Source organism: Micromonospora sp. NPDC006431, assembly GCF_042870725.1.
In the GTDB taxonomy this organism is placed as follows: domain Bacteria; phylum Actinomycetota; class Actinomycetes; order Mycobacteriales; family Micromonosporaceae; genus Micromonospora.
Map to the genome: position 1 here is coordinate 680531 of NZ_JBIAHQ010000001.1, position 15018 is coordinate 695548.

The 15018-nt window shown below is 73.9% G+C and carries 15 protein-coding genes; 8 read left to right on the forward strand and 7 right to left on the reverse strand.

The genetic code is table 11. The features are described 5' to 3' along the window. Nucleotides 1-290 precede the first annotated feature (290 nt). Complete coding sequence (locus ACFYM6_RS03330; protein ID WP_387271747.1) at nt 291-1184, forward strand: GNAT family N-acetyltransferase; 894 nt, start codon at nt 291-293, stop codon at nt 1182-1184. On the opposite strand, the gene ACFYM6_RS03335 is transcribed toward ACFYM6_RS03330, so the two are convergent. Both ACFYM6_RS03335 and ACFYM6_RS03340 read right to left on the reverse strand, forming a co-directional pair. Beyond that, the gene (locus ACFYM6_RS03335) at nt 1156-1806 is read right to left on the reverse strand and encodes a futalosine hydrolase (RefSeq protein ID WP_387271749.1); all 651 of its coding nucleotides are present in this window, start codon (nt 1804-1806) and stop codon (nt 1156-1158) included. The genes ACFYM6_RS03330 and ACFYM6_RS03335 overlap by 29 nt on opposite strands. A gap of 76 nt (nt 1807-1882) precedes the next feature. Further along, on the reverse strand, nt 1883-3493 hold the full coding sequence (locus ACFYM6_RS03340) for an MFS transporter (protein ID WP_387271751.1): 1611 nt from the start codon (nt 3491-3493) through the stop codon (nt 1883-1885). A gap of 86 nt (nt 3494-3579) precedes the next feature. On the opposite strand from ACFYM6_RS03340, the gene ACFYM6_RS03345 reads away from it, so the two are divergent. Continuing rightward, entirely contained in the window at nt 3580-4419 is an 840-nt protein-coding gene (locus tag ACFYM6_RS03345; protein WP_387271753.1) for a DUF3027 domain-containing protein, read from the forward strand. 24 nt (nt 4420-4443) lie between these two features. Here ACFYM6_RS03345 and ACFYM6_RS03350 read toward each other — a convergent pair whose 3' ends face one another. Then, nucleotides 4444-4704 (reverse strand): DUF2530 domain-containing protein, encoded by a 261-nt coding sequence (locus ACFYM6_RS03350; RefSeq protein ID WP_387271755.1) that lies wholly within the window; start codon nt 4702-4704, stop codon nt 4444-4446. A 185-nt stretch (nt 4705-4889) separates the two neighbouring features. Here ACFYM6_RS03350 and ACFYM6_RS03355 point away from each other — a divergent pair, with 185 nt between their 5' ends. From ACFYM6_RS03355 to thpR, 4 genes are all read left to right on the forward strand, one after another. Then, nucleotides 4890-5339, forward strand: coding sequence for a MarR family winged helix-turn-helix transcriptional regulator (locus tag ACFYM6_RS03355; protein ID WP_387271757.1), 450 nt, complete (start codon nt 4890-4892; stop codon nt 5337-5339). Nucleotides 5340-5411: 72 nt separating this feature from the next. Then, nucleotides 5412-6698 carry an MFS transporter gene (locus ACFYM6_RS03360; protein ID WP_387271759.1) on the forward strand — a complete coding sequence of 429 codons (1287 nt, stop codon included), beginning with the start codon at nt 5412-5414 and terminating at the stop codon, nt 6696-6698. A 119-nt stretch (nt 6699-6817) separates the two neighbouring features. After that, complete coding sequence (locus ACFYM6_RS03365; RefSeq protein ID WP_073839104.1) at nt 6818-7327, forward strand: hypothetical protein; 510 nt, start codon at nt 6818-6820, stop codon at nt 7325-7327. 5 nt (nt 7328-7332) lie between these two features. Then, nucleotides 7333-7911, forward strand: a complete 579-nt coding sequence (thpR, locus tag ACFYM6_RS03370) for an RNA 2',3'-cyclic phosphodiesterase (protein WP_387271760.1) — start codon at nt 7333-7335, stop codon at nt 7909-7911. 51 nt (nt 7912-7962) lie between these two features. On the opposite strand, the gene ACFYM6_RS03375 is transcribed toward thpR, so the two are convergent. The 4 genes from ACFYM6_RS03375 to ACFYM6_RS03390 all read right to left on the reverse strand — a co-directional run bounded on the left by ACFYM6_RS03375 (nt 7963) and on the right by ACFYM6_RS03390 (nt 12766). Continuing rightward, nucleotides 7963-8949 carry an aldo/keto reductase gene (locus ACFYM6_RS03375; RefSeq protein ID WP_387271762.1) on the reverse strand — a complete coding sequence of 329 codons (987 nt, stop codon included), beginning with the start codon at nt 8947-8949 and terminating at the stop codon, nt 7963-7965. A 58-nt stretch (nt 8950-9007) separates the two neighbouring features. After that, nucleotides 9008-10090 carry a septation protein SepH gene (gene sepH, locus ACFYM6_RS03380; RefSeq protein WP_387271763.1) on the reverse strand — a complete coding sequence of 361 codons (1083 nt, stop codon included), beginning with the start codon at nt 10088-10090 and terminating at the stop codon, nt 9008-9010. 189 nt (nt 10091-10279) lie between these two features. Beyond that, nucleotides 10280-11407 carry a phosphoserine transaminase gene (gene serC, locus ACFYM6_RS03385; RefSeq protein WP_387271765.1) on the reverse strand — a complete coding sequence of 376 codons (1128 nt, stop codon included), beginning with the start codon at nt 11405-11407 and terminating at the stop codon, nt 10280-10282. Nucleotides 11408-11659: 252 nt separating this feature from the next. Continuing rightward, on the reverse strand, nt 11660-12766 hold the full coding sequence (locus ACFYM6_RS03390) for a citrate synthase 2 (RefSeq protein WP_387271767.1): 1107 nt from the start codon (nt 12764-12766) through the stop codon (nt 11660-11662). Between the two features lie 270 nt (nt 12767-13036). On the opposite strand from ACFYM6_RS03390, the gene pdxH reads away from it, so the two are divergent. Both pdxH and ACFYM6_RS03400 read left to right on the forward strand, forming a co-directional pair. Then, nucleotides 13037-13666, forward strand: a complete 630-nt coding sequence (pdxH, locus tag ACFYM6_RS03395) for a pyridoxamine 5'-phosphate oxidase (protein ID WP_357442308.1) — start codon at nt 13037-13039, stop codon at nt 13664-13666. Continuing rightward, nucleotides 13663-14964, forward strand: coding sequence for an MFS transporter (locus ACFYM6_RS03400; protein ID WP_387271769.1), 1302 nt, complete (start codon nt 13663-13665; stop codon nt 14962-14964). Before pdxH ends, ACFYM6_RS03400 begins: the two co-directional genes overlap by 4 nt. The last annotated feature ends 54 nt before the right edge of the window (nt 14965-15018 follow it).

The following is a 15018-nucleotide window of genomic DNA, read 5'->3' on the forward strand; positions in this document are numbered from 1 at the left end:
AGCTGACATCGCAGACGATTCACGGGTGGTCGTCGCCCCCTCTTCAGCTATGGCTGGGCGGCGCGCGCTTCCGGCTCCGGCTGGGCGGCGCGCGCTTCCGGCTCCGGCTGGGCGGCGCGCGCTTCCGGCTCCGGCTGGGTGGCGCGCCCGTGATATCACCAGCGACTCAGCTCCAAAGCGCTTCGCTATCCACACCTCGCCACGTCAAGAAGCGGATGTCCACAGGGTTATCCACAGGCGGGTGTGCGCTGTTGAAAGGGCGCGTGAGGCTGGGGCACATTTCGGGTGTGGTGGAGTCGCATTCTTCGACCGAGCCGGGCATAGACCTGGGCGATCTGCTACGCCGGCTGCGGCGGCAGGCCGACCTGAGCCAGCGCGAACTGGCCGCTCGGGCACGCGTGCCTCAGGCCACGGTCGCGCGGATCGAGTCCGGCCGGGCCATCGACCCCCGGTACCGGACGGTGGAGCGGTTGATCAGTGCCGCCGGGGGTGAAGTCCGGTTCTCCTGCCACGACCCGACATCCGGCGACTCCACGGACGCCGGACCCGCCGAACCACGCCAGCCGCCAGCGCCGGTGCCGCACGATGAGCTGCGCGACCAGGCCGGGCGCCGGTATCCGGCCCACCTCGACGTGTGGGAGGTCCGCGAGCCGAAGGAGTGGCCCGGGGCATGGTGGGCGGAGTGGTACAACCTGCCGCCGGAGAAGTGGCCGCTGCCGCTGCCACCGGCGACGTACGAGATGAACCGGGAGTACCGGGATCGGCGGCGCGAGGCGGAATGGGTGCGCGGATCGGTGACGGTCCGGCGGGTGACCGGGACCCTGACGACCACCTCCTGGCGGTTCGTCGCCGAGTTGCCCGGCGGTGACCTGGTCGGGGAGCTTCGGGCGCACGAGCAGAGCCCGCATCTCTACTGGGGCGGCGAGGAACGCCCGGGGGAACGGGAGATCATCCTGGACGGGCTGCTCGTCGCCGCCCGGCACCGTCGGCTCGGGATCGGCCGTCGGCTGTTGGAGGCGCTCGTCGGGGAGTTGCCGAGGGCCGGCATCGGGGTGGTGCGGGCGCTGACCCAGGAGCCCGGCATCAGCTTCCTGCTCGGGTGCGGGTTTGAGCTGGAGGCGAGCCGGCCGGCCGCGTTGCGGCTGGAGCGGCCGGTCAACGCAGGGCGGCCGCCGCCGCGGTGAGGGCGGCGAACGCCTCCCGCATCCGCCACGAGCCTCGGTCCCGGGGCCCGATCGGGTTGGAGACCGTGCGCAGCTCGGCGAAGGGCAGGCCGGCCTGGGCGGCGGCGACGGCGACGCCGTACCCCTCCATGGCCTCGGCCACCGCGTCGGGGTGCCGGGCGGCGAGGGCGGCCGTGCTGGCGGCCGTGCCGGTCACCGTGCTGACCGTGAGCACCACGCCGACGGCGGCCTGCGGCAGGGCCGTACGCAGAGCACCCAGCAGCTCCGGGTCGGCGGGTATGCCACTCCCGACGCCGAGCAGCTCCGCCGACATGCCCAGCTCCTCGATCGGGAGGAAGCCCTCCGGTGACTCGGCGCCCAGGTCGGCCGCGACGCTGCGGGTCGCCAGCACGGCGCCGCCGATCTCCACCCGGTCGACGAATCCGCCGGCGATGCCCGCGCTGACCACCGCCCGGTACGGCCGCCCGGCCGCCTCGGCGAGCGCCAGCAGCCGGGCGGTGGCGGCCCCGGCGACGGCCGGGCCCACCCCGACCGGGGTGACCGTGACCGTCGGGTCGGCCAGCCCGGCGCGGATCGCCTCCGCCTCGGCGGGTACGGCGGTCACCACCAGCAGCCCGCTCACGCCGCCGCCTCGCTCCGCACGGCGGCGGCGCGAGGCGCCACGCTGCTGAGCCGAATGGTTCGCTCGCTCCGTTCGCTCACGCTACCGGCCCTCGCGGACCCTGTCGGTTCTCCTCCTCGGCCCCGCCCGGCCCGCCGACCGGGGAGGAGGACGGGCGGTAGATGTGGAACCCGGGCGGCGCGAGCCCGTCGTCGTCGGCCGGGGCGGGCGTGGCGGCGTGGGCGGGGGCCGGCGAGGTGGGCGCGGAGTCGGCCACCCCCTCCGCCGGCTCGGCCGGCTCGGCGGCCAGCTCCTCGTCCCCGAGCGGCCGGCCGACCAGGCGTTCGTTACGCAGCCGGCTGGCCACCAGCACGCCGCGCGCGGCCACCAGCGCCGCCACGCCGGCGGCCACCGCGACCCCGACCCGGCCGGTGAAGGGGACCAGCCCGAGCCCGCCGCCGGCCACGAAGGCGAGCATGAGCGCGGTCTCCGAGTGGGCGAAGGAGCTGGCCCGCAGCCGCTCCGGGATCCGCTCCTGGATCGACGCGTCGACCGCGAGCTTGGCGATCCCGCTCATCAGCGAGGCGACCAGGCAGAGCAGCGCCACCAGCGGCAGCGAGAACTTCAGCGCGGCCAGCACCGCCACCCCGGCCACGACGATCGTGCCGCTGGACTGGATCGCGGCCGGCCGGTGGATGCGCAGCCGGGTGCCGACCGCAGTGGCCAGGAAGGTGCCCACCGCCAGCGCGCCGCCGACCAGGCCCAGCGCACCCTGGGCGCCCAGGTCCCGGCCGAAGAAGTTGGTGGTCAGGTCGCCGGCCTTGATGGCGAACGCCAGGAAGAGCAGCAGGAAGCCGTACACCCCGCGCAGTGCGGCGGCGCCGATCAGGGTGGCGATCACCAGGCGGCCGGCCGGGCGGCCCCGACCCAGTGGTCGCTCTCCGTCCCGGCGGCGCAGTGCCCGGAACGGCTGCGGCACCCGCTCCGGCGGCTCCGAGTCCGCCCGCGGCGGCAGGCGCAACGCGATCACCATGCCGACCAGGAAGATCAGCGAGGCCACCCGGAGCGGCCACTGCGCCCCGAACCAGAACGTGGCCAGCCCGAGCGGGGCGACCAGGCCGCCCGCCACCGTCCCGTAGACGCTCGCCCGGGCGCCCACCTGGGACAGCCCCAGCCCCTCGGGCAGCAGCCGGGGTACGGCCGCCGAGCGGGCCACCCCGTAGGCCCGGGAGAGGGCGAGCACGCCGAACGCCGCCGGGTAGAGCCCGAAACTGCCGAGGTAGTCGGAGAGTAGCCAGGCGAGGAAGGCCCGGCCGAGCATGGTGGTCGCCAGGGCGTACCGGCGGCCGTGTCGGAAGTGGTCCAGCAGCGGCCCGACCACCGGGGCGAGCATGGCGAACGGCACCATGGTCACCAGCAGGTAGAGGGCGACCTTGTTCCGCGCCTCGCCGAGCGGCACGTCGAAGAAGATCGTCCCGGCCAGGCCGATGGCGATCAGCGTGTCCCCCGCGCAGGAGAGGGCGTGCAGGTCGAAGAGGCGGACCATGCCCATCTCGTTGCCGGCGCTGCGCGCCCGGGCCGAGCCGGCCCGCCGGGTCATCCACCGTCCGCCGTGCAGCGAGCCGCGGAGCAGCAGGCGGGTGGCACGGATGCCGGTGCCGACGGTCCGCCCGAGGAGGGACCGGCCGGAGCGGGAGGACAGCGGCATGTCTCCATCCTGGCCCATCTGATCGGCCCGCGCCGCACCACCTGTGGAGAACGACTCCGGGGAGTGCCTGGCAGTCGACCGTGGGCATGGGGAACAATAGGCGGGTGACCAGGCCCGCCTCCGCCCGCGCTCCCCGGCTCGACCAGGTCTGCGCCGCCGCCGTCGAGGTGGCCCGCGCCGCCATCACCGAGGTGGACCCCGCCGACGTCGGCGAGCACCTCCAGGCCGTCGCCGAAGGCGACCGGCTCGTCACCCACTACTTTGACTGCCGGCTGGCCGGATATCGCGGCTGGCGCTGGGCCGTCACGGTGACCCGGGTGCCGCGCAGCCGGCACGTCACGATCTGCGAGACGGTCCTGCTGCCCGGCCCCGACGCGCTGCTCGCCCCGGGCTGGGTGCCCTGGCAGGAGCGGCTCAAGCCGGGCGACCTGGGCCCGGGCGACCTGCTGCCCACCCCGGCGGACGACGAGCGCCTCGCCCCGGGCTACCTGCTCTCCGACGATCCGGCGGTCGAGGAGACCGCGTGGGAGCTGGGTCTGGGCCGGCCCCGGGTGCTGTCCCGGGAGGGCCGCTCGGACGCCGCCCAGCGCTGGTACGACGGCGACCACGGCCCGAACGCCGCGATCTCGGTGGCCGCGCCGGCCGCCGCCCGCTGCGGCACCTGCGGCTTCTACCTCCCCATCGCCGGCGCGTTGCGGCAGTCCTTCGGCGCCTGCGGCAACTTCTACGCGCCGGACGACGGCCGGGTGGTGAGCGCCGACCACGGCTGCGGGGCGCACTCGGAGACGCTGGCCGAGACGGCCGAGACGCCGGTCGACGAGCTGCCCACGGTCTACGACGACAGCGCGGTCGAGGCGGTGTCGGTCAGCCGGGCTCCCGGCTCGGTGGAGGCGGCCGAGCCGGCGGAGCCGTACGGGCACCCCTGACGGCTGTCCTGCCCGCCGCCCGGGTCAGTCCCCGCGGGCGGCGGCCTCTCGGCGGCGGCGCCGGTTGGCGTCGTGCCGCATCATCACGGCGAGACCGGGAAAGCCCCACAGGAAGCCGGCCAGGCAGGTCCAGAGCCAGTTCTGGTGCCCGTGCTCGGTGAGCCAACCGCGGAAGAAGATCAGCAGCACCAGCCCGACCACCGCCCAGACGATCAGCCCGGCGACGGCGAACGGCACCATCGGCGGGTCGAGCGGTTCGGGCCGCGGCGGTTGCTCCTGAGGCACCGGCACAGCGTACGCGAGGCCGCGGACATCCACCCCCTGTTGTACGCCTCGGCGTTGTTGTTCATCCTGTACTTCCCGCGTGGGCCGATCGGGTCCGTGGTGTTGTGACGCGGGGAAGTCGATCTTCTGGTGAGCCTGGTCATATCGCATGTCGTTAGCCAGGCTCATTAGTTAAGCTAACTAGTGTGACGGAGCGGACGGTGACGGCGAAACGCGTGCCACCGGCGCAGCTGGCCCCTCAGCTGCGTGATGCGATCACCCGACTCAACCGGCGGGTCCGGCAGGCCCGCCCGGTCGGCGACCTGACGGGCAGCCAGCTCTCGGCGCTCACCAGCCTCAACCTGGCGGGTGCCCTGACGCCCCGGGAGTTGTCCGACGTCGAGCGGGTGCAGCCGCCGACGATGACCAAGATCGTCGCGAAGCTGGAGGAGCGCGGCCTCGTGCAGCGCACCCCCCACCCGACCGACGGCCGGCAGGTCATCCTCGCGGCGACCGAGGGGGGACGGGCCGTGCTCGAGCAGTTCGAGCGGGCCCGCAACGAGTGGCTGGCCGACCGGCTGGCCGAACTCACCGAGGAGGAACGCGACACGCTGCGGCGGGCCGCCGACATCCTCCAGGAGATCGCTCGCGCCTGAGCCGACCGCGTCGTGCGGTCCGCCCCGTCCGCCGTGGATGAGGCGTACCCGACGCGAGGAGGCGCACTTAGCGTGCAGGCCAGGCTGAGCACGATGTTCCAGTCCCTACGAGTCCGCAACTACCGACTCTTCGCCACCGGACAGCTGATCAAGTTGATCGGCGTCTGGATGATGTTCATTGCCCAGGACTGGCTCGTCCTCGAGCTCAGCGACAACTCGGCCACCGCGCTCGGCGTGGTCACCGCGTTGCAGTTCACCCCCGTCCTGCTGCTGACCCTGCTCTCCGGCCGCCTCGCCGACCGCTACGACAAGCGGCTGCTGCTCTTCATCGCCAACGCCTTCTGGACCGCGCTGGCGCTGGTGATGAGCCTGCTGGTGATCACCGGCCTGGTGCAGTTGTGGCACGTCTTCGCGTTCGCCGCCCTGCTCGGCGTCGCCAACGCGGTGGAAACCCCGGTCCGGCAGGCGTTCGTCTCCGAACTGGTCGGCGTACCGCTGCTGCCGAACGCGCTCTCGCTCAACGCGGCCACCTTCAACTCGGCCCGGATCATCGGCCCGGCAGTGGCCGGCCTGGCCATCGCCGCCTTCGACGTCGGACCGGTGTTCCTCTTCAGCGCGCTCAGCTCGATCGCCCCGCTGGTCAACGTGGTCCGGATGCGTACCTCCGAGCTGCACCGCAAGGACCTGCTGCCGGCCGGCCAGCGCGACCAGGCCCGGGTGGTGGACGGCCTGCGGTACGTCGCGCGCCGGCCCGACATCCTGCTGCCGATGGCGCTGATGTCGGTGATCGGGATGAGCCTGTTCAACTTCCAGCTCACCCTCGCCGCGCTGGCCAAGACCGTGTTCAACACCGGCGCCGCCTCGTTCGGCCTGTTCAGCACCGCGCTCGCGGTCGGTGCGCTGACCGGCGCGCTGGCCGGCACCGGGCGGCGCAGCCGCCCCTCGGTCTGGCTGGTGCTCGGCGCGGCGGTCGGCTGCGCCACCTTCGGCACCCTGGTCGGGCTCGCGGGGGCGTACTGGCTGGTCGTGGCGCTGCTGCTGCCGACCGGGTTCTTCATGGTCTTCTTCGCTCAGGCCGCGAACCAGCGGGTCCAGCTCAGCGTCGACGCCGCCTTCCGGGGCCGGGTGATGGCGCTGTGGGTGCTGGTCTTTCTCGGCACCAACCCGGTCGGCGCGCCGATCATCGGCTGGGTGGCCGAGACCTTCGGCGCCGGGGCGAGCATCTGGATCGGCGGGTTGATCTCGCTGGCCGCCGCGCTCCTCGCGCTCACCTGGCAACTGCGCCGCTCCGGCGCCCGGCTGCGGCTGCGGGTGCTGCCGATGCCCCGCTTCTACGTGGTCTCGCCCGGCACCGAGTGACCCGGTGACCACCGGAAGGACCGGTTTCCGCCCCGGGGACCGGTCCTTCCGTTTACGCATTCCGACCCGATCTCGCCAAACGGGTAGCGGGCCGCCACGAGGCGGCTTAGCGTCGATATGTGGGAGTGGGGCGGGGACTGCTGTTGATGCTGGCGATCCTCGCCGTCTGCTGCCTGCCCGCCGCCTTCGCGCTGCTCTTCTGCGCCGACGAGATCATCGACCGGGTGGCCTGCGGCTGGGCCGAGTGGCGGGAGCAGCGCCGCGAACGCCGGACCATCGCCCGGCTGGACCGGGCCATCGAGGCGGACTCGCTCACCCGCGACATCGACCTCACCGAGTTCGACCGGGGGGACCGCCGCCCGCTGGAACAGCTCGCCGTCGACCTGCGCCGGCTCGGCGGCCACCGGCTCGCCGCCGCCGACCGCTCCGTGGTGTGGCACGGCGCGGTCATCGACGCGTACGACGAGCGGCTGCGCGCCGCCTGCCGGGCACTCGACATCACCGAGCATCTGGCCGACCTGGAGGGCGTCGACCGGGAGATCGAACGGGTCCGGGTGGAAGGGCTGGTGCACGCGGCCGGGCTCACCCTGCCCGCGGCCCGCCCCGGGCACCATCAGCGGCACCGCTGACGCCGGTGCGGCTCTTCGTCGCGGTCTACCCGCCCCGGACGGCGATCGACGACCTCACCGCCCAGGTGGCCCGGCTGCGGGTCGGTGCCGCCACCGCCGCCGGCACCAACGTCCGACTGGCCGACCCGGCCAACGCCCACCTCACCCTGGCCTTCCTCGGCGACGCGCCGGACGACCGGCTGGTCGACGTGGAGAGCGCGCTCGGGCTGGCCACCGAGACGTTCCGGGACGGCCGGGACAACTCACCCCGGCTTCGCCTGGGCGGTGGGGGCAGCTTCGGGCGCGGTCGGTTCACCGTGCTCTGGGTGGACGTCCGGGGCGACGTCGAGGGGCTGGCCGTGCTGGCCCGGCTGATCCGGTTCGGGCTGCGCCGCGCCGAGCTGCCGCACGACGAGAAACCGTTCCGGGCCCACCTGACGATCGCCCGGCCCGGGGACCGGATCGACCGCGCCGACATCCTGGCCGACCGGGAGGCCCTGCACGACTACCTCGGCCCGGAATGGCCGGCGGAGGAGCTGGTGCTGGTCCGCAGCCATCCCGGTCCCCGCCCCACCTACGACCGCCTGGCCGCCTGGCCGATCTGACTGGGCACGCACCCGGGCCGGCCGGAACGCGTCCGGCCGGCCCGGGACGGGTCACCAGGCCCAGGCTTCCGGGCCGGGGCCGCCGTTGCCGAGCGGCGGGAAGAGCTCGTCCAACCGCTGCAGGGTGGCCTCGTCGAGGTCCACGTCCAACGCGCCGAGGGTCCGGTCGAGCTGGTCCAGCGTGCGCGGACCGACGATCGGGGCGGTCACCCCGGGCCGGGAGAGCAGCCAGGCCAGCGCCACGTCGGCCGGGTCGTGGCCGAGGTCGGCACAGAGCTTCTCGTACGCCTCGATGGTGGACCGGTGCGCGGCGAGCGCGTCGGCCGACCGGCCGGTGGTGCCGCGCGCCGCCCCGCCCTCGGCCATCTTCCGGATGACCCCGGAGAGCAGCCCGCCGTGCAGTGGCGACCAGGGGATGATGCCCAGCCCGTACTCCTGCGCGGCCGGGATCACCTCCAGCTCGACGTGGCGGGTGAGCAGGTTGTAGATGCACTGCTCGGAGACGAGGCCGAGGAAGTTGCGCCGGCCCGCCGCCGCCTGCGCCCGGGCGATGTGCCATCCGGCGAAGTTGGACGACCCGACATAGATCACCTTGCCCTGGGCGACCAGGGTCTCCATGGCCTGCCAGATCTCCTCCCACGGCGTGGTCCGGGAGATGTGGTGCATCTGGTACAGGTCGATGGTGTCGGTCTGCAGCCGGCGCAGCGACTCCTCACAGGCCCGGATGATGTGCCGGGCGCTGAGGCCCTGCTCGTTGGGCCAGTCGCCCATCTTTCCGTACACCTTGGTGGCCAGGACGACCTTGTCGCGGCGCCCGCCGCCCTGGGCGAACCAGCGGCCGATGATCTGCTCGGTGACGCCCTCGCCGAGCTTCCAGCCGTAGACGTTCGCGGTGTCGAAGAAGTTGATTCCGTGTTCCAGAGCCCGGTCCATGATGGCGAAGCTGTCCGGCTCGTCGGTCTGCGGACCGAAGTTCATGGTGCCGAGGCAGAGCCGGCTTACCGAGAGACCGGTGCGTCCCAGGTTCGTGTACTCCATGGGTCCACCCTGGCACGCGGGCACTTCGAGTGCCTCTCGCCAGGGTGGACCGGGTGGATCAGGATGACTCGCGGGCCGCCGGGCCGCTGCCGAAGAGGACGTCGTCCCAGCTCGGCAGCCGCTTGCGCGGCTTGCCGCCGGCCTCCGCCGACTCGCCTCCGCCGGCCGCCGCTGCCGGGCCGGTGCGCCGCGGCCGGAGCACGGCCAGCGACGGTACGGCCGGGACCTCCTTCGGCGCGTCCGAGTCGTCGTCGAAGGCCGAACCCGGGCCGCCCCCGAGCAGCGCCGCGGCGCCACCGGAGACCGGCCGCTGGCGGGGTGCCTCCGGCCCGGCCAGGGCGGCCGGGGACCGGGTGTCGAGACCCCGCCCGGACGCACCGCCGAGCGGCCGGTCCAGCGAGGCGAGCAGGGCGTCCCGGCCGGCGCGGATCGGGTCCCGCCCCGGACGGGCGTGCTCGGCGGGCGCCGGCAGGCCGTGCCCGCCCCGGCTCGGCTCGCCGCGTGACGGGCCGGGCAGCGCGTGGCCGCCCCGCTCCGGTGCCGGCTCCTGGCCGAGGATCGGCGTGGGCCGCTCGGCGCAGAGGTATTGCGCCATGTCGTCGTGCGGGGTGACGTGCTGCCGGGTCTTGTCGAGATCCCAGACCGCCTGCGCGGTGGCCTTGCCCGACGGCCAGGTGGCAATGATCCGCCAGGTGCCGTCGTCCCGCCGGTACGCGTCCCAGGAGATCTTCTCGGTGTCGATCCCGTGCTGGCCCAGCCGGCCGTTGACCACCTCGGCCAGCGGGGTCGGCTTCTCCGCGCCCTTGAGCCTGGTCCGCCGGGCGTGCTGGGCGAGCATGGCCCGCTCCTGGAGCACCGGGCCGGCGTAGCGCAGGACGCGGTCGACCGGGACGCCGGCGATCCGGGCGACGTCCTCGGCGGACTCGCCGGAGCGGATCCGGGCCTGGATGTCCCGCGGCGAGAGCGACGGCGTCGGGTCGGCGGCGGTCGCCACGACCGCGAGGGGCGCCGCGCCGGGATCGGCGTGCAGCACCGAGGCGACGCGCTCGTCGATCGGCAGGGCGAGCAGGCGCCCGACCTCGTCGGCGAGCACCAGAGCCTGGCCGTCCTCGGAGAGGGCGACGAAGCGTACTGGGCGCATGGGCTTGCCTCCGTCCCGCTTCGCTGGCCGTCACGCCACGAGCCGGCCACCCGGGCGTCTCGCACCACCGTACGCGCATCTACCCGAAGGTGGGGGATGCGACACCCCGGCATGTCGCGACTGACCTGCGGCGATGATCACGGTGGGTGGCCGTCGGGGCGTCGACGGCCACCCAGCGTCACGAGGTGATCAGAGTCGCTCGACCACGTGGTCGACGCACGCGGTGAGCGCCTCCACGTCGGCCGGCTCGACGGCCGGGAACAGCGCGATCCGGAGCTGGTTGCGGCCCAGCTTCCGGTACGGCTCGGTGTCGACGATGCCGTTGGCGCGCAGCACCTTCGCGATCGCCGAGGCGTCCACCCCGTCGGCGAAGTCGATCGTGGCGACCACGTTGGAACGTAGCGCCGGGTCGGCCACGAACGGCGTGGCGAACTCGGACCGCTCGGCCCAGCCGTACACGATGCCGGCGCTCTCGGCGGTGCGCTTGGCCGCCCAGGCCAGGCCGCCCTGGGCGTTCATCCAGTCGGTCTGCTCGGCGGCCAGGAAGATGGTGGCCAGCGCCGGGGTGTTGTACGTCTGCTCCAGCCGCGAGTTGTCGATCGCGGTGACCAGGTCGAGGAAGGCCGGGATGTAGCGACCCGACTCCTTGATCTCGGTGGCCCGGGCGAGCGCGGCCGGCGACATCAGGGCCAGCCAGAGGCCGCCGTCGGAGCCGAAGCACTTCTGCGGGGCGAAGTAGTAGACATCGGTCTCGCCGACGTTGACCTCCAGGCCGCCGGCGCCGGAGGTGGCGTCGACCAGCAGCAGCGCGCCCTCGTCGACGCCCGGCACCCGGCTGATCGGCACGGCCACGCCGGTCGAGGTCTCGTTGTGCGGGGTGGCGTAGACGTCCACGCCGGCCTCGGCGACCAGGGTCGGCGCGCTGCCCGGCTCGGACTTGCGGATCGTCGGCTCGCCCAGGAACGGGGCGTCCTTGACCGACTTGGCGAACTTGGCCCCGAACTCGCCGAAGCTGGCGAACTGGGCCCGGCCGCGGACCAGGCCGAAGGTGGCGACCTCCCAGAAGGCGGTGGTGCCGCCGTTGCCGATGACCACCTCGTAGCCCTCGGGCAGGGAGAAGAACTCGGCGATGCCCTGGCGCAGCCGGGCCACCTGGTCCCGCACGGTCTTCTGCCGGTGGGAGGTGCCCAGGTAGCTGGTGGCGACGTCGGCGAGGGCGGAGACCGCCGCCGGACGGACCTTGGACGGCCCGCAGCCGAACCGCCCGTCGGCTGGCTTGATGTCGTCGGGAATCCGGATGGTCGGTGCGTCAGCCACGGTTGTCTCGATCCTTCCGCGTGGGCTGCGAGGAGAGGCCCTTCAGCGGGCGCGGACCGACGTCGGCCGCGCGTGGGCGCGCGGGGGAGCCGGGATCCGAGCCCGGTCCGGCGGCACTGCCGGCCTTCATCCTCCCACCCGGGCCGGCCCGCCCGGCGGCTGGTCCCACACCCCGCGGTGAGGGATGCGCCACAGCGATGCGCGAAGGGCCCCGTCCGCGCCGGACGAGGCCCTTCGAGGGGGTACGCGGGATCAGACGCCGTGCGGGATGGCGTCCCAGCCCTCGACCTCCTGCGGCTTGCGCGGGCCGTGGCCGACGTACCGGGCCGAGGGGCGGACCAGCCGCTGGAGCTTCTTCTGCTCCAGGATGTGCGCGGACCAACCGCCCATCCGGGCACAGGTGAACATCGAGGTGAACATGTGCGCCGGCACCTCGGCGAAGTCCAGCACCACGGCCGACCAGAACTCGACGTTGGTGGCGAGCACCCGGTCCGGGCGGCGGGCCTGCAGCTCGGCCAGCGCGGCCTTCTCCAGCGCCTCGGCGATCTCGAAGCGGGGTGCGCCCAGCTCCTTGGCGGTGCGCCGGAGCACCCGGGCGCGCGGGTCCTCGGCCCGGTAGACCCGGTGGCCGAAGCCCATCAGCCGCTCGCCCCGGTCGAGGACGCCCTTGACGTACCCCTCGGCGTCGCCGCTGCGCTCGACCGACTCCAGCATGCTGAGCACCCGCGACGGCGCGCCGCCGTGCAGCGGACCGGAGAGCGCGCCGATGCCGGAGGAGATGCAGGCGGCGGCGTCGGCACCGGTGGAGGCGACGATCCGGGCGGTGAAGGTGGAGGCGTTCAGGCCGTGCTCGGCGGCCGAGATGAAGTAGGCGTCGACGGCCTTGACGTGCCGCGGGTCGGGCTCACCCCGCCAGCGCTTCATGAAGCGCTCGACGATCGTCTCCGCCTTGTCGATCTCCTTCTGCGGCACGGCGGGCAGGCCGAGGCCGCGGGCGGACTGGGCGACGAAGGAGAGCGCGGTGACCGACACCCGGGCCAAATCCTCGCGGGCCTGCTCGTCGGAGATGTCGAGCAGCTGGTCGAGGCCCCAGTACGGGGCGAGCATGGCGACCGCGGACTGCACGTCGACGCGGATGTCGCCGGAGTGCACCGGCACCGGGAACGGCTCGGCCGGCGGCAGGCCCGGGCCGAAGCGCCCGTCGACCAGCAGCGCCCAGACGTTGCCGAAGGAGACCTGGCCGATCAGATCCTCGATGTCCACGCCGCGATAGCGCAGCGAGCCACCCTCGCGGTCCGGTTCGGCGATCTCGGTCTCGAAGGCTACGACGCCTTCCAGGCCCGGTTTGAAGTCGGACATGTCGTCTCCTGGCTTCCGGCTCGGTGCGCCCGCGCGGGCTGATCCGGCCCCGCTCCTTAGGCGACCCTCAGGGATGTGTTCGTGCCATCTTGCCTGCTCGGTAACCAAGTGCGCGACCCGCGGCGACTGTGCTGCACGCCTCATCCCCGCGGGTGGACAAGCCCACGGTCTGGGCCAGACTGGGCGGTGGGGTCTGGCCAGCGTCGGGGGACGCGGTCGCCCCGACGAGGGGGAGACGGAGTGACGGGCGACACACCGGCCCCGGCGGGCATGCGTAACGAGTACGCCGCCGACCTGGGCCTTTCCGAATCGGACCTGGCCCCGGACTGGCACACCCAGTTCGGCCGGTGGTTCGCCGACGCGGTGGCGTACCCGCTGCCCGAACCGAACGCGATGGTGGTCGCCACCGCCGACGCCGAGGGCCGCCCGAGCGCCCGCACCGTCCTGCTCAAGGGGTACGACCCGGACGGCTTCGTCTTCTACACCAACTACGGGTCGCGCAAGGCCGCCGAGGCGGCCGCCAACCCATGGGCCAGCCTGGTCTTCCCCTGGTTCCCGATGCAACGCCAGGTGGTGGTCACCGGGCGGGTGGCGCGGGTGGACCGGGCCGAGACCGAGGCCTACTTCGCCAGCCGGCCGCGCGGCTCCCAGCTCGGCGCCTGGGCCAGCAGCCAGTCCCAGGTCGTCCCCGAGCGGGCCGCGCTGGACGCGGCGTACCGGGCGGCGGCGGAGCGGTTCGCCGACGTGGACCCGATCCCCGCCCCGCCGCACTGGGGCGGGCTGCGGGTCCGGCCGGAGACGGTGGAGTTCTGGCACGGCCGGGTCAGCCGGCTGCACGACCGGCTGCGGTTCCGCCGCACCGAGGGCGGCGACTGGATCACCGAGCGGCTGGCGCCGTGACCGGAGTGAAGGAGGCCCGGCCGCGCGGATCGCGCCGCTGGGCGATCGACCTGCGTCCGCTGAGCGTGCCCGCGTACCGGCGGGTCTGGCTCGGCAACGGCGTGGCGATGTTCGGCTTCCAGTTCACCGCGGTCGCCGTACCGGTCGAGATGTTCGCCCTGACCGGTGGCTCGTTCTGGGTCGGGCTGCTCGGCGTGGCCGGGTTCCTGCCGCTGCTGGTCTTCGGGCTGTGGGGAGGAGCGGTCGCCGACGCCCGGGACCGGCGCCAGGTGCTGCTCGCCGCCGGCGGGCTGCTCTGGGCGTCGACCCTGGGCCTGCTGCTCCAGTCGGTGTTCCGGGTGGGCAGCCCGACGCTGCTGCTCGCCCTGGTCGCGGTGCAGTCGATCGCCTTCGCGATCACCTCACCGGCCCGCAGCGCGATCCTGCCGCGGCTGGTGCCGGCCGAGCTGGTGCCGGCGGCCAGCACGCTGAACTTCACCACGTTCACCGCGACCTCGGTCTTCGGGCCGCTCACCGCCGGCCTGATCTTCGCCACCTGGCGGATCGACGTCGGGCTGCCGATCGCGTACGCGGTGGACGCGCTGCTGTTCACCGTCTCGCTCTGGGCCACCCTGCGCCTGCCGGCGATGCCGCCCGAGCCCGACCCGGACGGTGACGGCACGCCGCGGAAGGCGGGACTGGCCAGCATCGTGGACGGGTTCCGCTACCTGGCCACCACGCCGGTGCTGCTGCTGTCGTTCGCCATCGACCTGATCGCGATGGTCCTGGCCATGCCGCGGGCGCTCTTCCCCGAGGTGGCGCAGGAGCGGCTCGGCGGTGCCGGAGCCGTCGGCTGGCTCTACAGCGCCATCGCCATCGGCGCGATGGTGGGCGGGCTGACCTCCGGCTGGATCGGCCGGCTGCGGCGGCAGGGGCTGGCGCTGGTGCTGGCCGTGGTGGGCTGGGGCATCGCGATCGCCCTGGCCGGGCTGGCCCGCCAGCTCTGGCTGGTGGTGCTGCTGCTCGGCCTGGCCGGGGCCGCCGACCTGGTCAGCTCGGTGCTGCGGCAGTCGATGCTGCTGATCTACGCGCCGGACCGGATGCGCGGCCGGCTCCAGGGCGTGAACACCGTGGTGGTCGCCGGTGGTCCACGCCTGGGCGACCTGCGGGCCGGCACGATGGCCGCCGGCTTCGGCGCCGGCGTCGCCTGGGTGGGCGGCGGCCTCGTCTCGGCCGTCCTCGCCGTGCTGCTGGTGGTGGCCTTCCCGGCCCTGCTCCGCTACCAGGCCGCCAGCAGGGCGGAGGCCGAGCGGAAGTGAGCCGCCTCCCGTGCCGGCTGGCGGGCTGAGTCCGGCGCGGGTTGGGGCCGACGG

Excerpts from the sequence above, each read along its gene's own strand:
- ACFYM6_RS03340 (WP_387271751.1), bottom strand. The coding sequence starts at position 3,493 with ATGCCGCTGTCCTCCCGCTCCGGCCGGTCCCTCCTCGGGCGGACCGTC.
- ACFYM6_RS03345 (WP_387271753.1), top strand. The coding sequence starts at position 3,580 with ATGGGGAACAATAGGCGGGTGACCAGGCCCGCCTCCGCCCGCGCTCCC.
- ACFYM6_RS03375 (WP_387271762.1), bottom strand. The coding sequence starts at position 8,949 with ATGGAGTACACGAACCTGGGACGCACCGGTCTCTCGGTAAGCCGGCTC.
- sepH (WP_387271763.1), bottom strand. The coding sequence starts at position 10,090 with ATGCGCCCAGTACGCTTCGTCGCCCTCTCCGAGGACGGCCAGGCTCTG.
- ACFYM6_RS03390 (WP_387271767.1), bottom strand. The coding sequence starts at position 12,766 with ATGTCCGACTTCAAACCGGGCCTGGAAGGCGTCGTAGCCTTCGAGACC.
- pdxH (WP_357442308.1), top strand. The coding sequence starts at position 13,037 with ATGCGTAACGAGTACGCCGCCGACCTGGGCCTTTCCGAATCGGACCTG.